The sequence below is a fragment of the Roseibium sp. genome (genome assembly GCF_039982295.1).
Classification (GTDB): domain Bacteria; phylum Pseudomonadota; class Alphaproteobacteria; order Rhizobiales; family Stappiaceae; genus Roseibium.
The window spans coordinates 319,831-336,017 of sequence record NZ_JBDWYP010000064.1 but is presented as its reverse complement, the minus strand read 5'-3'; the positions used below and the strand labels follow the sequence as shown (position 1 = coordinate 336,017).

Sequence of the window (16,187 nt, the reverse complement as noted above, 5' to 3'; positions counted from 1 at the left end):
CTAAGGTCTAATGGCGGTTGCCAAACATACCCGCGAAATGGCGCATCCGGGCTGATGCCCGGGTGCCGCCACGGCTCATGATCACCTGAAGAATTCGGCCCTTTCGGGTAAGCCATTCATCCAGATGGCTATCGCGCAACCATGCTGGCGCCTGAACATACAGGATCCGGTAGACCGCAAGGATCGCGAGAAGTGTCAGCCCCCAGGAAATCAGTGTATCCGACAGGAAATGCCCCCCGAATGCGATACGGTTAAGTGAGAGCAGAAAACCAAGCGGCAGAAGAAACGCCAACAAGGCGAAACGCCACGCAATGGGCGCGATGAAAACCGCAGCAACCAGCCACATGCCTGCGGACGCTTCGCCTGAAACAAACGAGCAATTGGTATCGCACCAGTCTGATGGCAGCCATACCGGCTGGTAGGGCATGTCTCCACCGAAGACATCAACCATCACCGGACGGGGCCGACCCCAGTTGTTCTTCAAGATCAGGTTGACGAGAACGCCTGGCCCCAAAATCAGCGTGGTCAGCAAGAACACCGGTGCACGCAGGGGCATGAGCGGGCTTCTTGCCGGCAGGAAAAGCTTTGCCAAGAGCACCACAACGCAGGTTATCGCGACGATCTTGACAATATGCGGCCCCAGATGGCGGAACCGACGTAGAAAAGGATCATTGCGCGCAAAAAATCCGCTTTCATCGCTGTAGAACAAACCGCTGGCCCAGAGATCAACAGCAGGAAAAACGAGAAAAAAGGCGGACACAGCCAGCAGATAAAGGCCCACAGCCTTCATCGGATTGGCAGCCACCCAGGCCAAGGGCTTTGCAAAACGATCAGAAATCATGCGCCAATAGGCCTTGCATCGTGTCATCTGCGCTGTTTAACCCATTCGACGCACATGACCAATAAAATCCAAACCATTCGCATTCGGAATTTTCTCCAGGAAATCGGAAAGGCAGGCGTTTGATGGAAGCCGAACTCCACGACCGAAAGCCACGTTTGCATTTCTGGTTCGATTTCGCCTCGACCTACAGTTACCTCTCCGCCATGCGGATCGAAACCGTTGCCGGCGATCGCTCGGTCGAGATCGTTTGGCACCCCTTCCTGCTCGGGCCGATCTTCAAGAAGCAGGGATGGGAAACCTCGCCCTTCAATCTGATGCCTGCCAAGGGTCGCTACATGTGGCGGGATATGGAGAGGCAATGCGAGGTGCTGGGTCTTCCGCTCATTGCCCCTGATCCATTTCCGCAAAACAGCCTTTTGGCTGCCCGCCTGGCTCACGCCGGCCGGAATGAAGCCTGGATCGGAGAATTCGTCAGGGCCGTGTTCTATTCCGAATTTGGAGCAGGTCTCGACATTGGCGACCCGGCCATTCTGGCAGGCATTCTCATGGAAGTCGGGGCAGATGCGAAGAAAGTACTCGCTCACGCCGAGACGATGGACATCAAGATCGGTCTGCGTGCCGCGGTTTCCGAGGCCGAAACTCAAGGCATCTTTGGCGCGCCCAGTTTCGTGACGCAATCGGGCGAATTGTTCTGGGGTCACGACAGGTTGGAGCAAGCCCTGGATGAAGCCCTCATGATGACGGACTGATCGACCTCAAGTCGCCGAAACGCTCAACCGTGCCGCATGGCGTCGCCGGGCATGCTCCATCGCCTGAAACAACAGCGAAGGTGAAAGCGGCTTTGCGAGCACCTCCACAAAGCCTGCCTGCCGCATGCGCTTGTCGCCAACGGATTCCATCGCGGCCGTTACCGCGATCAGCGGCAAACCTTCCGTGTTGCCAATCTCCCGGATCCGGGCGGCTGTTTCAAGGCCGTCCATGACGGGCATATGCAGATCCAGCAAGACCGCATCATATTCGGTTTCTAAAATGACCTTGAGCGCGTCCATGCCACTGGGTACCTGGTCACAGGAAATGCCGAAGGACTCCAGCAAGGCAGACAGCAGGCGCCGGTTGGTCTCATTGTCATCAACGATCAGAACATGCGCTTCCGCATCCGACACATCGGCGGGATCCGCCCGAACCACGCTTTCTTTTGCCCCCTGAGCCAAAGGCAGGCTCATTTCAAAACGGCAGCCTCCAGCCTTGGGACTTTTCAAGCGCAGCCTGCCTCCGTGGTCTGCAACCAATTGCGAAGCGCCCCAAAGCCCGAGTCCTGATCCGTGGCTCCGGGCCTTTCCGGCGGTCCCCCTAACATAGGGTTTGAACAGGCGGCGGCGCTCCATGGGATCAATGCCCGGGCCAGTGTCGGTAACGGCAAGCCGGACTTCTGCCGGAGTTTCACCTTTCCCAGGCAAAATCTCGAAGGAAATACTGATCTTGCCGGCATCAGTGTATTTGACCGCATTGTCCAAAAGGGTCGTCATCACCCGCCGCAGAGCCCCGGCACGAACGGGTTCAAGACGGATTTTCGACGCTTCAATTTCGACTTTGTAGCCGAGCCCCTTTGCCTCGGCTGGTGCGCGGAAAAGCTCGGCCGTATCAGCGGCTATCGCAGAGAGTTCCGGCGCACGATCTCCTGTTTCGGAGGTAAGGAGCAGCGCTCCGGTCATGTCGCTCAGGGCGTCGATACTGCGAATCAAAAGCTTGAGACGCTCCACCTGGACGGGTGACAGCTTCTCGACCCCGATCAGCTCGGCTGTCAGTTTCATGGCCGACAGCGGCGTTCGAAGGTCATGCGCAAGCAGCGCAATTTCATGATTTTGATCTTGGTCTCCATCCATGGGATGAATCTAGTATGACTTCCAGGCAAACCGCAAACTGCACTTGCCACTTTGCCAATTGCTCGTCATTTTGTCTGACAATATCCAAACGCAATCGTCTTGCTATCTGCGCGCCCGCATTTCCGGCCTCCCGAACTGCCAACTTCGGCCGGAACGTCCGTGTCGAACGTCCTTTCAGGGAGATCGCGCCAGATCACAGGTTGCTCAACCTGAAATCCAAAGCCCGCCGGGGATTGAATGCCGCTAGAAATCCTGTCCATCGTCCTTCCCGTCTTCATCCTGATCGGCATTGGATACATTGCAGCCAGGATAGGACTGGTTTCCCAGGCTGTCGGAGAGGCGCTAGGCCAGTTCGTCTTTGTCATCGCCATACCCGCGCTCATCTTCAAAACCCTGTCAGTTGTCGAGTTTGGTGACGAAAACCCCTGGGCGCTCTGGGCGACCTATTTCTGCGGTGTCGCGGCCACCTGGATGCTAGCTTCTCTTCTAATACGCAAGGGTTTCAAGCGAGAGGCCAGGGCGGGTGTCGTGGGCGGCATATCAGCTGCGTTTGCCAACACGGTGATGGTTGGCCTTCCGCTCGTTTCCACGGTCTATGGTGACGAAGGCCTTGTTCCTTTGCTCATCATCATTTCGGTGCATATGCCAATCATGACTGTCATCATCTCGGTCTTGATGGAACGGGCGGCAGCGCTGGATGGCATCAGCACCCCGCCGCCGCTGGGTGAAATGATCGTCAAGATCGCGAGAAACCTCGCAACCAATCCCATCATCATAGCTCTGGTCTGCGCATTGGTATGGCGTTTGTCGGGCCTGTCCTTCACTCCAATCCTGAGTGACGTACTTGGCCGCATTTCATCTACGGCGCTTCCGGTCGCTCTCTTGTCCCTGGGGATGAGCATGGTGCCCTATGGGATACGCGGCAATATCCTTCCTGGCCTATTGCTCAGCTGCCTGAAGATTGGTGTAATGCCGGCCATCGTGTTCCTGGTCGGCGCTTACATCCTGCATCTTCCACCGCTCTGGACGGCCGTCGCCACTCTGACGGCCGCATGCCCAACCGGCGTCAACGCCTATATTTTCGCGAACCGATACGGCACCGGCCATGCAATGTCAGCCAACTCGATCACATTGACAACCATCACTGCCGTGGTCACCAGCGGTCTGTGGGTGGCAATCGTGGAAGCTTGGCGCGCCGCCGGCTAAACCTGTCCGTCCCTGCAGGCCTAGGCCCGAAGTTCACCAGAACGGCCATCCGCATCGTCGACATCCAGACCTGCGCTCACCATCGCTCTGAAAGCTGCAAAGGGAACAGGTGGACTCCATAGATAGCCCTGCGCAAAGTTTGCACCCCAGGCTTTCAGATGATCGTATTGTCCGCGTGTTTCGATACCTTCTGCCACAGTCTTCATCCGTAGCTGCTGCGCCATCATCAAGATCAGCTGCACAATAACTCTACGGTCTTCGCTTTCGGCCATGTTCATCACGAAGGACCGGTCGATCTTCAGCGTATCAAACGGCATGGTCGCAAGCGTATTCAGGCTTGAATAGCCTGTTCCGAAGTCATCGATCGCGAACTCGACACCTTCGTCCCTGATCGGAACAATCTGACGATAAACGCGCTGCGGATCTTCCATGATGCTGGATTCGGTTATCTCAAGCTCCAGCTTGTCGAGCGGAAAACCGCTCTCGCCAAGAATTCCAAGAGTACGATCTGTGAAACTGTCTGATTGGAACTGGACCGGCGCAACATTAACGGCCACCGAGAGATCGCAACCTTGCTTTCGCACTACATTCATGTCCTCAAGCGACTGTCGCAGGACGAACTCACCGATGGAGGGCATCAAACCGCATTCTTCCGCAAGCGGAATGAACTTCCACGGCGGCACACTGCCGAGCTCGGGATGTTCCCAGCGCAACAACGCTTCGGAGCCCATGATCTGGCCAGTCAAGATGTCTATCTTCGGCTGGTAGAAGACCGTCAACTCATCATGATCGAGCGCAGTGCGAAGGCAGCGCTCGATTTTCTCGCGCTCATCGGCCTTTTGACGAATGCTCTCATCAAAAATGACCGTCTGATCTCGTCCGCCACCCTTAGCTGTGAACATTGCCATGTCTGCACAACGCAGCACATCATCGGCAGACTTTCCGTCCTGAGGATAGAGCGCAACGCCAATACTTGCCCGCACCATGAGTTTCAAATGGTCGACTCTGAATGGCATTCTGATTTTTCTGACGATCAGATCCGACAACTCCTTGAGTATGTCAGGGTCCGACAATCCCGGCAGCACGACAATGAACTCATCACCTGTGAAACGGGCGACAAACGGCTTGCATTGAAAGCGCCCATCAACAAATATCTTGATCAGATCGCTAAGCCGCTCGGCGACCAGCGCCAAAAGCCTGTCACCGATCACATGACCATGCATGTCGTTGATCGCCTTGAACCGGTCGAGATCGACAAAAATCATTCCCCCGTCAGCATTGGGCGACAGATCAATAAGCTGAGTGGCAACGTTGCTGAACTTCAGCCGGTTAGGCAGGCCTGTAACGCCGTCGACATGCGCGAGATATTCGACCCTTTGAATATTGTTGCGCAAGTTCACAGCCATTTGGCGGAACGCCACCTGCAACTCTCCGACTTCCCCGACCGTGTCGACTTTCATCTTCGTGTCTAGGAAGCCTTGTGCCGCTTCGTTTGCAGCCTCTGTAACCCGGCTGATGCCGTGGGTTGAACGGTACATCAAGAATGTCGCCAACGGCACAAAGACGAAAAACAGGGTTCCGGCCAGGATCAAGGTCTGAAACACGATCTCACGTCTGAGGTCCTGGATTTCATCCTTTGACACGGTGATTTCGACTGCGCCAACGCCGATCCCGTCACGATAGACAGGCAGAACAAATTGATGAAACGCATCAGTCTCACGGGTGAGTGTCGTTTGTCCCTGAATAGCATCAAGAACATCTTCGTCTATGACTTGCAGCGCACCATTGGTACGAGAGTTAAGGTCGCTTGCAAACACATGTCCAAACCTGCTGTAGGCCTTCGCCGCGACGACAAGCTCTTCGTCTCCCAATGCGTCGAGCAGCTTCTCGACATTCGCGTAGTTCTTGTCCTCGATCTCCCGAGCAGCAATGCGCGAAACAAGCACCGCATGATTGCGGGCGTTTTCCGCGAGTCGCTCTTCAATCTTCCAGACCTGTGAGAAATAACCGAAGCATGCGACCAGCGTGGTGAAAGCCAGCAACAGCACCACGACATAGACCGTCGAGCGAACAAACACGCGACCAAGCGCACTGCGGCCGCGCTCAAGGAGGTGCTTTATATTGGGCATATTTTCTAAGCGCCACGCTTGCCGGTGCGCAGGTAGACCAGCTTCGCTTGTCCCTGACTCCTGCCAGCCTTCACCCAAGCCTGTATCAACGCAACCGTGCACAAACGGCAAAGTATCGCTGGTAAACTTACGAACATCCTGTCCCTCAAAAGCACCCGACTGAATTCAGTCCTTGTACCCGGGAACCCGTGTATAAATAGATAATTTTCAATATCGACATCTATAGATCGAAAGCATTACTTCAATCAAATGAACTAATATTCACCTAGTCATTTACCACAAATAAAATCCGCAGAAAACTAAGGATTTTTCAGAAGTCTACTCTCAATAATCTGGACAGAAACACTCGCAGAACGCAACGATTGCAGGCTGGTATCGAAATTGGATTTGGAAAGTTTTTGACCGTCCTCAGCCAACACCAATTCATGGTGTCGATAGCGCAGCTCAGGCAGGTCTAACAGCACTTGAAGCAGCCGGTGCACTGAGGTTGCAGGAAAAATATCCCTTCCTCGGATCACATCCGTTATGCCTTGACGGGCATCATCCACCACAACCGAGAGATGATAGCTCGTCGGCGTCTCCTTGCGCGCGAGGACAACATCTCCCCAGGCAGCTGGATCCGCGACCACTTCACGTCCAAGGTACCAGTCGCTAGCGTTTTTTGCTTTCGAGCAGTCCGCAGGTCCCTCCCACCAGGAAAGCGGCTTTTTCAGCTCGCGCAGGGCTGCCTTCATATCCAGGCGGAGCGCATAAGCAGCATCGCCTTTCCGGCGCTCAGCAAGCTCTGTTTCAGATAAGACGGCCGCATCGCCCGGATAAAGAGGTGCGCCATCAGGGTCCCTCGGCCAGGTCCGGCTGCCAGCCTCGAATTCGGCAACGTACCGCTTGATCTCCGCGCGCGTGAGAAAAGCCCGATACACCAGTCCCAGTTCTTCCAGTTTTCCAAGAGCTGCCCTGTAGTCATCGAAGTGCTCCGACTGCCGCAGGATTGGCTCTTCCCAACCAATCCCAAGCCATGTCAGATCTTCGACGATGCCTGCCTCATAGTCTGGCGTACATCGGACAACATCAATATCCTCCATGCGGAGCAGAAGCCTTCCGGACAACGCCTCGGCAGCACGGAAGTTCAGGAGCGCCGAAAAAGCATGACCCAAATGCAATTTGCCATTGGGAGAAGGCGCAAAACGGAAGACAGGCTGTGTCATATGCATCGGTTTCAAGCGACAAACGGGTTGTCAGATTCTGCGGAGTGTTTGAACAATGGTCCTAGCAGCTTCGCCCGCCTCGAGAAACGCCGAACCCGTGAGACCTTCGTGAACTCGATCGAAACCCTGAAAGATGTTGAGCAAGGGCTGGCTGCGCTTCTATGCCAAGCCCCCCATCTTGTGCCTTTTGCCCAGCAGGCAGGTCCACTACCTCTCCGCCGACGATCCGCAAACTTTGCCGGACTTGCCCAAATCGTAATGGGGCAGCAGGTGTCCGTTGCCAGCGCAGCGGCCATATTCCGTCGGCTTGAAGAACTCGTCACACCTCTCACCGTAGAGACGTTGGCGGATCACTCGGATGTGGAGCTTGCCGGAGCGGGCCTGTCCCGTCCCAAGATCAAAACCCTTCGAGCTGTCTCGCAAGCATGCAGTGATGGGCTAGACCTCACCGGCCTTGCCCTTCGACCCGCGGAAGAAGCCCATGCAGCGCTCTGCCAGATCAAGGGCATCGGGCGGTGGAGCGCCGACATCTTTCTCCTGTTTTGTGCAGGCCATCCGGACGTCTTTCCGAGCGGCGACCTGGCTTTGCAGATTGCGGTCCGCGACGCATTCAAACTGGAGGAGAAGCCCTCTGTCAGACAGCTCGACGAGCGTGCCGAGGCTTGGGCACCTTGGCGGGGCATAGCAGCGCGGCTCTTCTGGGCCTGGTACAGGGCTCAAAAGCAAGGGCGGGAAACCTTGCCGGTTTAGGCTACGCGCTTTTTAAAGCAGCCGATCCACGACGCGAAGCAGAAGCGCAATATCTTCAGGGCGCGACAATCGGTGGTCGCCATCAGGGACCAGTGAAAAGGTCACATCATCTTCCGGAAGCGCTTCTGCCAATCGCTGAGCGTGCTGCCAAGGCACGTCGGGATCAAGCGCACCTTGCAGGATGGTCACCGGGCAACCCGTCGCGACAGGTTGGTCAAGAATCAGGTGCTTGCGCCCGTCCTCGATCAGCTTTTCGGTGATCACATAAGGTTCGTCCGCATAGGCGGAGGGTTGCTGCCAACGCCCGTCGCGCAGGATCGTGTCACGGATCTCTTCAGTGAAGCGCTGTTTCCACATGAGTTCTTCGGTGAAATCAACGGCCGGCGCGATCAGAACCATGCCTTTTAACAGTCCGGTCTCGCGACGGGCGAGCGCCAGAAGCATACCGATCCAGCCCCCCATCGAAGAGCCCACGACAACCGTCGGGCCAGTACAAAAACGATCAAATACCGCCAGGGCCTCTTCAAGCCAATCAGACACACAAGCGTCTTCGAATTCTCCTGACGACAGACCGTGTCCTGAGTAGTCGAAGCGGGTGCACGCCAGCTTCTTCTCTGATGCGTGATCCGCGAGCGCAAGCGCCTTGGTGCCGCTCATGTCCGACTTGAAGCCCGACAGCCAAAAGAGACCTGGATCGCCGTCAGCTGGGTTGTGACAAATCGCAATTTGCCGCTGACTGGCGCTTTTTCCGACCGTGATGAATTGCGGATCTTTCTGGCTCATACTATGGCTCTGGCTGGTTTATGTCCCAAGTGCCTCTCCTTTGGCACAGGCGAAGGCCAAATACAAAGTGTCAGCGCCGGAGCAGAAAGTGTCCATTCAAAAGAGCAAGCCGGTTGTCCTGCAGGTCATCCCCGATCTGGAAACAGGCGGCGCCGAACGCACAACTATCGACGTTGCCAAGGCGTTGACAGATGGCGGCTGGACAGCACTGGTCGCCAGCGAAGGCGGTCGTCTCGTCGCGGAGCTCGAAAGCTTTGGCGCGCATCACATCACGCAGCCGGTCAAATCGAAAAACCCGCTTACGATCTGGCGCAACGCTGCGCGACTTGGCGAGGTAATCCGTGACCGGAACGTCGGACTGATCCACGCACGCAGCCGCGCACCGGCATGGTCAGCGCTTCTGGCGGCACGCCGCGAAAATATACCCTTCGTGACAACCTATCACGGTGTCTACAATCAAAAGTCACGGCTCAAGGCCTTCTACAATTCAGTCATGGCCCGCGGTGATACGGTCATCGCCAACTCGGGCTACACGGCGAATTTGATCCAGAAGCGACACCCTGTGGCGGCGGGCAAGATCCTTGTCATCCACAGAGGGTCGGATCTCGGCGCGCTCTCACCTGAGGCTGTCTCTTCAGAACGCCGCAAAACGCTGGCGGACGCATGGAAGATCGACACCAACCGGCCGATGATCCTCAACATGGGGCGCCTGACTGCCTGGAAAGGCCAGGGTATCGTGATTGACGCGATGGCAAAGCTCGCAGAGGCTGGCGACAGTCAGACGATCGCCGTCCTGGCAGGCGATGCCCAGGGGCGCGACAAATACCTCGCCGAACTGAGGGCACAAATCGCAAGCCACGGACTTGAAGACCGTATCCTGCTTGTCGGACACTGCGCTGATGTTCCAGCGGCCCTGTCGCTCGCTGATGTCGCTGTCGTCGCATCCGTGGAAGCTGAAGCCTTCGGCCGTGCCGCCGTTGAGGCTCAGGCAGCGCGTGTGCCGGTGATTGTTTCGGATCTCGGCGCCGTGCCCGAAACAGTTCTGGCTCCTCCGGAAAAAAGCGATGACGAGCGCACCGGATGGCGTGTTCCTCCGGGAAACCCGGAAGCCCTCGCCGCAGTGCTTCGCCAGGTGCTGGATCTCGAGAGCAAGGACAGGCAGGCACTCACGGAACGTGCCGCCCATCATGTGGGTGAGAATTTCTCCGTCGAGGCCATGTGCGAAAAAACGCTGAAAGCCTACCGCAACCTGCTGTCAGATCAGGGCCCGAACCAACAGCGCTGACAACTCACGCAGCAAGAGGGTAAGCCTCCTCAACCAGATAGGGGCCACCGCCGACACTGGCCTTGGCTGAGAAGAGAACAAACCGCCCGGCGACAAAGGGTGCGGCCTGGAAGTTCCCATGTTCAGCCAACCACCTTGCAACATCATCATTGGAAGACGTCCGGCAACGACCAAGCGTCACGTGCGGCGTATATTTGCGACGTTCGCAGGGTAGGCCGATTCTTTGAAGGATCCGCTCGTGCTCGGCCTGCAACTCGGCAAGCTCCGGCGAAGGCTCTACCCTGGCCCAAACGGCATGCGGCTTGCCATTACCAAAGGATCCAAGCCCGTTCAGGCGAATCTCGACAGGCTGACGCCGGACCCGATCCAGCGCATTGGCCACTTCATCTGCCGTACGGTCGTCGATGTCGCCAATGAAGCGGAGCGTGATGTGGTAGTTCTCGGGATCGATCCAGCGGGTGCCCCGAAGGCCTCCCCGGAGCATCGACAGCAAGAGACCCGTTTGGGACGGAATCTCAAAGCCAGTAAACAAGCGCGGCATAGCCTGCCCCTTCGCTGGTTTCGACTTAATCATCAGGAATCAACTTCGCCCGAAGCGCAAGAAAATTCGTAACCTACTGATACAAAAATGATTATCGAAAATTTCGCGTCTACGAGATCGCTACGCCTCACCGATTTCAGGTCGTTGCGACGGCAAAATGATTCTCTGTCACAAACGAAAAATCGCGCCACGGATGCCATCCGCGGCGCGATCTTGTTTCAAATAATCAGATGCTATGGGCAGGGGTTGCCGCGACGTTGATGAATTTCATCAATCTTGGTCAGAACATCGTCCGAAAGGGTCATGTCGACCACATCCAGATCCTGCTCCAGCTGATCGAGACGGGTCGCCCCCAGAATGACGGAGGTCATGAAGCTGCGGGTATGCGCGAAGGCCAAGGCCATCTGTGAAGGATTGAGCCCAGCGTCCGCTGCAAGGTCCAGATACTCATTGAATGTCTCTTCGGCACCCGGCGTTTCATAACGCTGCATCCGATTGAACAGCGTCTTCCGGGCGCCCTTCGGCGTGGCGCCGTCACGATATTTTCCGGTCAGAAACCCCTGCGCGAGTGCCGAATAGGCAAGAAGTGAAACATCCTCCCTGAGCGAGATCTCGGCAAGGCCCGTTTCGAAGGTCCGGTTCACCAGAGAATAGGCATTCTGGATTGAGGCAACGCGCGGCAGACCATGGCGTTCGGCGGCACTGACGAAACTCATGGTACCCCATGCGCTCTCGTTCGAGAGCCCGACGTGGCGGATCTTGCCGGCCTTCACAAGGTCGGAGAGCACCTCAAGTGTGCTTTCGATCGAATTCTCGTCCGCGGCTGGCTCAACGTCCTTCCACCGAGTGGGGTTGCTACCGAACGCAGAGACGTTCCGGTCTGGCCAGTGCAACTGATAGAGATCTATGTAGTCCGTCTGAAGGTTCCGAAGGCTCCGGTCGACAGCAAATTCAATCTGCTCACGAGTCAGCTTTGCCTTCGCGCCATTCTCACGGAACCAGTCCATGTCGGAACGGCCGACAACCTTGGTGGCCATAATGACCTTGTCGCGCGTTCCCCGGGCTTTAAACCAGGTGCCAATGATCCGCTCGGTCCGACCCTGCGTCTCCCGGTTGGGCGGGATCGAATAGAGTTCTGCCGCATCGAAGAAATTGACTCCCCTATCCAGGGCGAGGTCCATCTGCGCGTGGCCTTCAGCTTCGCAGTTCTGCTCGCCATATGTCATGGTGCCGAGACAAAGAGAGCTCACGTTCAAATCGGTGCGACCGAGACGGCGATAATCCATCACTGGTTCCTTGAATTCAGATTTTGCGATTGAATCGGGAAGCCGGTTTCAGGGTGAACCGGCTCGTTTCAGAAGTTCTTCGACCGTTGGTAACATATTCTGGACAATCACGGAAACGCCCTCTCCGGTCGGATGCATTCCATCTGGAAGGTTAAGCTCCGGGTTGAGTGCGACCCCTTCGAGGAAAAACGGATAGAGCAACGCATCATGCGCAGCAGCCACATCCGCATAGATTGGATCGAAGGCTTCGGCATATTCATCGCCGAGATTGCGTTGCGCCAACATGCCCGCCACGAGCACCTCAACACCGCGCTCCCTCAGTCGTGAGACAATTTCGATGAGATTCTCTTTGGTCAGTTCCGGCGCGATGCCTCGAAGCATGTCGTTCGCGCCAAGCTCGACGATCACGGCATCAACATCTGGACCAACCGACCAGTCAAGACGGCCCAGGCCACCTGAAGACGTGTCACCCGAGACACCGGCGTTGACCACCTCGATTGCATAGCCTTTTTCGGACAAGGCTTTTTGAAGCTGACTGGGGAAACCCTCCCCCGGCGCAAGCTGGTACCCTGCGGACAGACTGTCTCCCAGAACAACGAGCTTTAGAGCCTCCGTGGCAACACCTGCGGTTGGCAAACCGAGTGCGAGCAGGAAAAGTATGACAAACTGATACAAATTTGTACGCATGGCGGGTCTGGATCACTCCTTGGTAAGTCCCCATATGGTCGCAGAAACCAGTTTCGGCAAGGCGGTGACTTGTTGATCATATTGCAGAAACGATGCAGTCGCGACCAGTCGGCACCCAAGGCGCACGTTCGCTCCGCATTTGGAACACAAGACAGTATATAGGGGCAAAGATGACAAATGGACCGGCTATCTCTCTCAAAGACGTACATCTCAGTCTGGGAGAGGGCGCAGGAAGGGTCCATATCCTTAAAGGCATCGATCTGACCATCGAGGACGGAACCGCGGTTGGACTGGTCGGCCCCTCGGGATCCGGCAAGTCGACCCTCCTTATGGTCATGGCCGGGCTGGAGCGGTCTGACAGCGGCCAGGTCCAGGTCGCAGGCTCCGAACTTTCTCCCTTGTCGGAAGATGAGTTGGCCCGTTTCCGCGGACAAACCGTCGGGATCATCTTTCAGTCATTCCACCTTGTCCCGAACATGACCGCTCTGGAAAACGTCGCAGTTCCGCTTGAGTTGTCAGGGGATGCTGCAGCATTCGACAAAGCCCGTCAGGAGCTTGAAGCCGTCGGACTTGGCCATCGCTTGCATCACTATCCCGCCCAGATGTCCGGCGGCGAGCAACAACGCGTGGCCGTTGCACGGGCCTTGGTGGTTCATCCCAAGATCCTGATCGCCGATGAGCCGACAGGCAATCTTGACGACGACACCGGTGCACAGATTGTTGAACTCATGTTCAAGGCGCAGAGGGAGCGCCAGATGACATTGGTGCTCGTGACCCATGACCCGGCCCTGGCACAACGCTGCGACAGGATGATCCGGGTTCGCTCGGGCGAAATCGAAGAAGAAGACAATGCTGCAAGCCTTGCGCGCGAAACCGCCGGGGCACCTATATGAACGCCTTTGTGGCCAAAGCGCCGACCGGTTTTTCCCTCGCCCTTCGATTTGCGCTCCGAGAACTGCGCGGCGGCTTCAAGGGCTTCTACATCTTCATTGCCTGTATCGCACTGGGTGTCGCCGCGATTGCAGGTGTGACGTCGATTTCCCGTGGACTGACGGAAGGTATTTCGGCCGAGGGCCAGTCCATTCTCGGCGGCGACATCGCCTTTTCGATTGTGCATCGTGAGGCGGGCGACAGCGAAAGCGCATGGCTGCAGACGCTCGGCGATGTTTCAAGTGTCGCAACAATGCGAGCGATGGCCCGGCGACCGGAAACCGGGGATCAAGCTCTCGTGGAAATGAAAGCCGTCGACGGCGCCTATCCACTTTATGGCGAAATGGAGCTTGAAGGTGGCGGCACGTTGGCCGACGCGTTGTCTCAAAAAGATGGCCTTTGGGGCGCTGTCGCGGACCTCTCGCTTCTCGCGCGCCTCGGACTTGAGCCGGGCGACACCCTCGCTATCGGCAGAGCAACTGTTCGGATCAGCGACGTTATCGCGAGCGAACCGGACAAATTGGCCGGCGGCATGGAGTTGGGTCCACGCCTGATGATTTCAGAAGAGGCCATTCCTGAAACCGGCCTTATCCAACCGGGCAGCCTTGTGAGGTGGCGATACAGGGTCAAATTGCCTGGAACAGCATCTGAAGAGGCCGTCAAAGGTGTCATTGCCGAGGCTGAAGAAACATTCCCTGATGCGGGTTGGAGAGTTCGCTCAAGAGCCAATGCCGCTCCTGGTCTTCAGCGCAACATCAATCGCTTTGCGCAATTCCTGACCCTCGTCGGCTTGACTGCACTTGTCGTGGGCGGCGTCGGTGTGGCCAACGCCATCCGTGCTTTTCTCGACACGAAACAAGCGGTCATTGCCAGCTTCAAGTGCCTTGGTGCCACCGGCGGGTTCGCGTTTCAGGTTTACCTGATCCAGATGCTGTGCCTTGCAGCCATCGGCATCGGCATCGGCCTTTTGGTCGGCGCAATGCTGCCTTTTGCAGCCGGAGCAGCGCTTTCGAGCGTTCTGCCGATTGATCTTGCTGCCGCGATCTATCCTCAGGAACTGGGCCTTGGCCTTCTCTACGGCATTCTGACAGCGCTCGCCTTTGCTCTTTGGCCGCTTGGACGCGCACACGACGTTCCGCCCACGGCCCTGTTTCGCGACATGGTTTCCGGCAAGGCACGCAGCCTGCCGCGCAAACGCTATCTCGTGTCCACCGCGATCACGGTTCTCGCGCTCGCCGGAATTGCTATTCTACTCGCTTATGACAAGCGCATCGCGCTCATCTACATCGGGGCATCCGCATCTGCGTTCGTACTGCTGGTGCTGGTGGCTCGCCTGATCATGGCGATTGCCAAACGTCTGCCTACCGTCCGATCGACAGAGCTGCGCCTTGCGATCGCAAACATTCACCGCCCAGGTGCGCTGACACCATCGGTCGTGTTGTCACTTGGCTTGGGACTTTCGCTTCTCGTCGCTCTTGCCCTGATCGACGGAAACTTGCGGCGCGAACTGACTGCGACCGTTGCACAGGAAGCGCCAAGCTTCTTCTTCGTCGACATTCAAAGCCACGAACGCGATGCCTTCGAAACCCTGCTGAACACCGAGACGGACAATGCAAACCTGCGCAGCGTGCCGATGCTACGTGGCAGGCTGACTTCACTGAAGGGCGTGCCCTCGAGTGAAATCAAGGCGCCCCCCAATGTCGCATGGATCTTGCGGGGCGATCGAGGCATCACCTATGAAGCCGAGCAGCCGGAAAATGCCGAATTGACCTCCGGCAACTGGTGGCCTGCAGACTATGCGGGGAAACCCCTTGTTTCATTTGAAGATGAAGCCGCAAGAGAGCTTGGTCTCACGATCGGTGATGAAATCACCGTCAATGTGCTCGGACGCGACATCACAGCCGAAATCGCAAACACCAGGAAGGTCGAATGGCGTTCACTTGCCATCAATTTCGTGCTGGTGTTCTCCCCGAACACTTTCGCCGGAGCTCCGCACGCCCATTTGATGACATTGGGTTGGGATGAGGACGTTTCTGCCGATCAGGAGCTTGATATCCTGCGGTCTGTCTCGAGCACATTCCCGACGGTGACGGCGGTTCGCGTCAAAGACGCCATTGCTCAGGTCAATGATCTGGTGGCTCAGCTTGCCTGGGCTATCCGAGGAGCATCTTCCATCACGTTGATCGCAAGCATTCTCGTTCTGGCGGGCGCGTTGGCGGCTGGCAATCGCAGCCGGATCTACGATGCCGTCATCTTGAAGACGCTCGGAGCAACCCGCGGACGGTTGATCCTCGCCTATGCTCTCGAGTACGCGATCCTTGGAATCGTCACGGCGGTCTTCGCGCTCGTTGCCGGAGGCGTTGCGGCATGGTTCGTCATTACGCAGGTCATGGGAGGCAGTTTCGTCATGCTTCCCGCAACAGCCATGACAGCCGCTTTGATCGCTCTTGTGCTCACAGTTGGCTTTGGCCTGATCGGGACATGGAAGGTTCTGGGAGAGAAACCGGCGCCTGTGCTGCGAAACCTGTAGTCGAGCGCGCCGCAGTTTTGCTTAACGAGTTGTTTAGGAAGATCATAAGCCCATGATTTCCCTAAACACTCATTTGCTCTTTGATAGCTTGCACAGTGTCGGTTTCTTGGCTAACCCATTACTAAGCGGTT

Annotated in this window: 14 protein-coding genes; 6 read left to right on the top strand and 8 right to left on the bottom strand. The window is 56.8% G+C overall.

The genetic code is table 11. The annotated features are described in order from the left end of the window. Window positions 1-7: 7 nt before the first annotated feature. Complete coding sequence (locus tag ABJZ52_RS14530) at window positions 8-868, bottom strand: phosphatase PAP2 family protein (RefSeq protein WP_348187414.1); 861 nt, start codon at window positions 866-868, stop codon at window positions 8-10. A gap of 95 nt (window positions 869-963) precedes the next feature. On the opposite strand from ABJZ52_RS14530, the gene ABJZ52_RS14525 reads away from it, so the two are divergent. Further along, window positions 964-1,590, top strand: a complete 627-nt coding sequence (locus tag ABJZ52_RS14525) for a 2-hydroxychromene-2-carboxylate isomerase (protein WP_348187416.1) — start codon at window positions 964-966, stop codon at window positions 1,588-1,590. Window positions 1,591-1,596: 6 nt separating this feature from the next. On the opposite strand, the gene ABJZ52_RS14520 is transcribed toward ABJZ52_RS14525, so the two are convergent. Continuing rightward, on the bottom strand, window positions 1,597-2,724 hold the full coding sequence (locus tag ABJZ52_RS14520; protein WP_348187418.1) for a hybrid sensor histidine kinase/response regulator: 1,128 nt from the start codon (window positions 2,722-2,724) through the stop codon (window positions 1,597-1,599). A gap of 237 nt (window positions 2,725-2,961) precedes the next feature. On the opposite strand from ABJZ52_RS14520, the gene ABJZ52_RS14515 reads away from it, so the two are divergent. Continuing rightward, complete coding sequence (locus tag ABJZ52_RS14515; protein WP_348187420.1) at window positions 2,962-3,930, top strand: AEC family transporter; 969 nt, start codon at window positions 2,962-2,964, stop codon at window positions 3,928-3,930. 20 nt (window positions 3,931-3,950) lie between these two features. Here the strand turns inward: ABJZ52_RS14515 and ABJZ52_RS14510 are convergent, their stop codons facing one another. Both ABJZ52_RS14510 and gluQRS read right to left on the bottom strand, forming a co-directional pair. Further along, window positions 3,951-6,059 (bottom strand): EAL domain-containing protein, encoded by a 2,109-nt coding sequence (locus ABJZ52_RS14510; protein ID WP_348187422.1) that lies wholly within the window; start codon window positions 6,057-6,059, stop codon window positions 3,951-3,953. Window positions 6,060-6,358: 299 nt separating this feature from the next. Continuing rightward, a complete protein-coding gene (gene gluQRS, locus ABJZ52_RS14505; protein ID WP_348187424.1) occupies window positions 6,359-7,264 on the bottom strand; it encodes a tRNA glutamyl-Q(34) synthetase GluQRS in 906 nt (301 codons plus the stop codon). Between the two features lie 108 nt (window positions 7,265-7,372). Here gluQRS and ABJZ52_RS14500 point away from each other — a divergent pair, with 108 nt between their 5' ends. Continuing rightward, window positions 7,373-8,014 (top strand): DNA-3-methyladenine glycosylase 2 family protein, encoded by a 642-nt coding sequence (locus ABJZ52_RS14500; protein WP_348187426.1) that lies wholly within the window; start codon window positions 7,373-7,375, stop codon window positions 8,012-8,014. Window positions 8,015-8,026: 12 nt separating this feature from the next. Here ABJZ52_RS14500 and ABJZ52_RS14495 read toward each other — a convergent pair whose 3' ends face one another. Beyond that, complete coding sequence (locus ABJZ52_RS14495) at window positions 8,027-8,797, bottom strand: alpha/beta hydrolase (protein WP_348187428.1); 771 nt, start codon at window positions 8,795-8,797, stop codon at window positions 8,027-8,029. 88 nt (window positions 8,798-8,885) lie between these two features. On the opposite strand from ABJZ52_RS14495, the gene ABJZ52_RS14490 reads away from it, so the two are divergent. Next, complete coding sequence (locus ABJZ52_RS14490; RefSeq protein WP_348187430.1) at window positions 8,886-10,082, top strand: glycosyltransferase family 4 protein; 1,197 nt, start codon at window positions 8,886-8,888, stop codon at window positions 10,080-10,082. A 4-nt stretch (window positions 10,083-10,086) separates the two neighbouring features. On the opposite strand, the gene thpR is transcribed toward ABJZ52_RS14490, so the two are convergent. From thpR to ABJZ52_RS14475, 3 genes are all read right to left on the bottom strand, one after another. Further along, a complete protein-coding gene (thpR, locus tag ABJZ52_RS14485) occupies window positions 10,087-10,623 on the bottom strand; it encodes an RNA 2',3'-cyclic phosphodiesterase (RefSeq protein WP_348187432.1) in 537 nt (178 codons plus the stop codon). Between the two features lie 233 nt (window positions 10,624-10,856). After that, a complete protein-coding gene (locus ABJZ52_RS14480; RefSeq protein ID WP_348187434.1) occupies window positions 10,857-11,909 on the bottom strand; it encodes an aldo/keto reductase in 1,053 nt (350 codons plus the stop codon). A gap of 48 nt (window positions 11,910-11,957) precedes the next feature. Next, on the bottom strand, window positions 11,958-12,596 hold the full coding sequence (locus tag ABJZ52_RS14475) for an arylesterase (RefSeq protein ID WP_348187436.1): 639 nt from the start codon (window positions 12,594-12,596) through the stop codon (window positions 11,958-11,960). Window positions 12,597-12,766: 170 nt separating this feature from the next. Between ABJZ52_RS14475 and ABJZ52_RS14470 the strand changes: the two genes are divergently transcribed. Then, window positions 12,767-13,489: an ABC transporter ATP-binding protein gene (locus tag ABJZ52_RS14470; RefSeq protein WP_348187438.1), complete on the top strand. Its 723-nt coding sequence runs from the start codon at window positions 12,767-12,769 to the stop codon at window positions 13,487-13,489. Next, complete coding sequence (locus ABJZ52_RS14465; RefSeq protein WP_348187440.1) at window positions 13,486-16,056, top strand: ABC transporter permease; 2,571 nt, start codon at window positions 13,486-13,488, stop codon at window positions 16,054-16,056. The genes ABJZ52_RS14470 and ABJZ52_RS14465 overlap by 4 nt, the downstream gene beginning before the upstream one ends. Window positions 16,057-16,187: the final 131 nt, after the last annotated feature.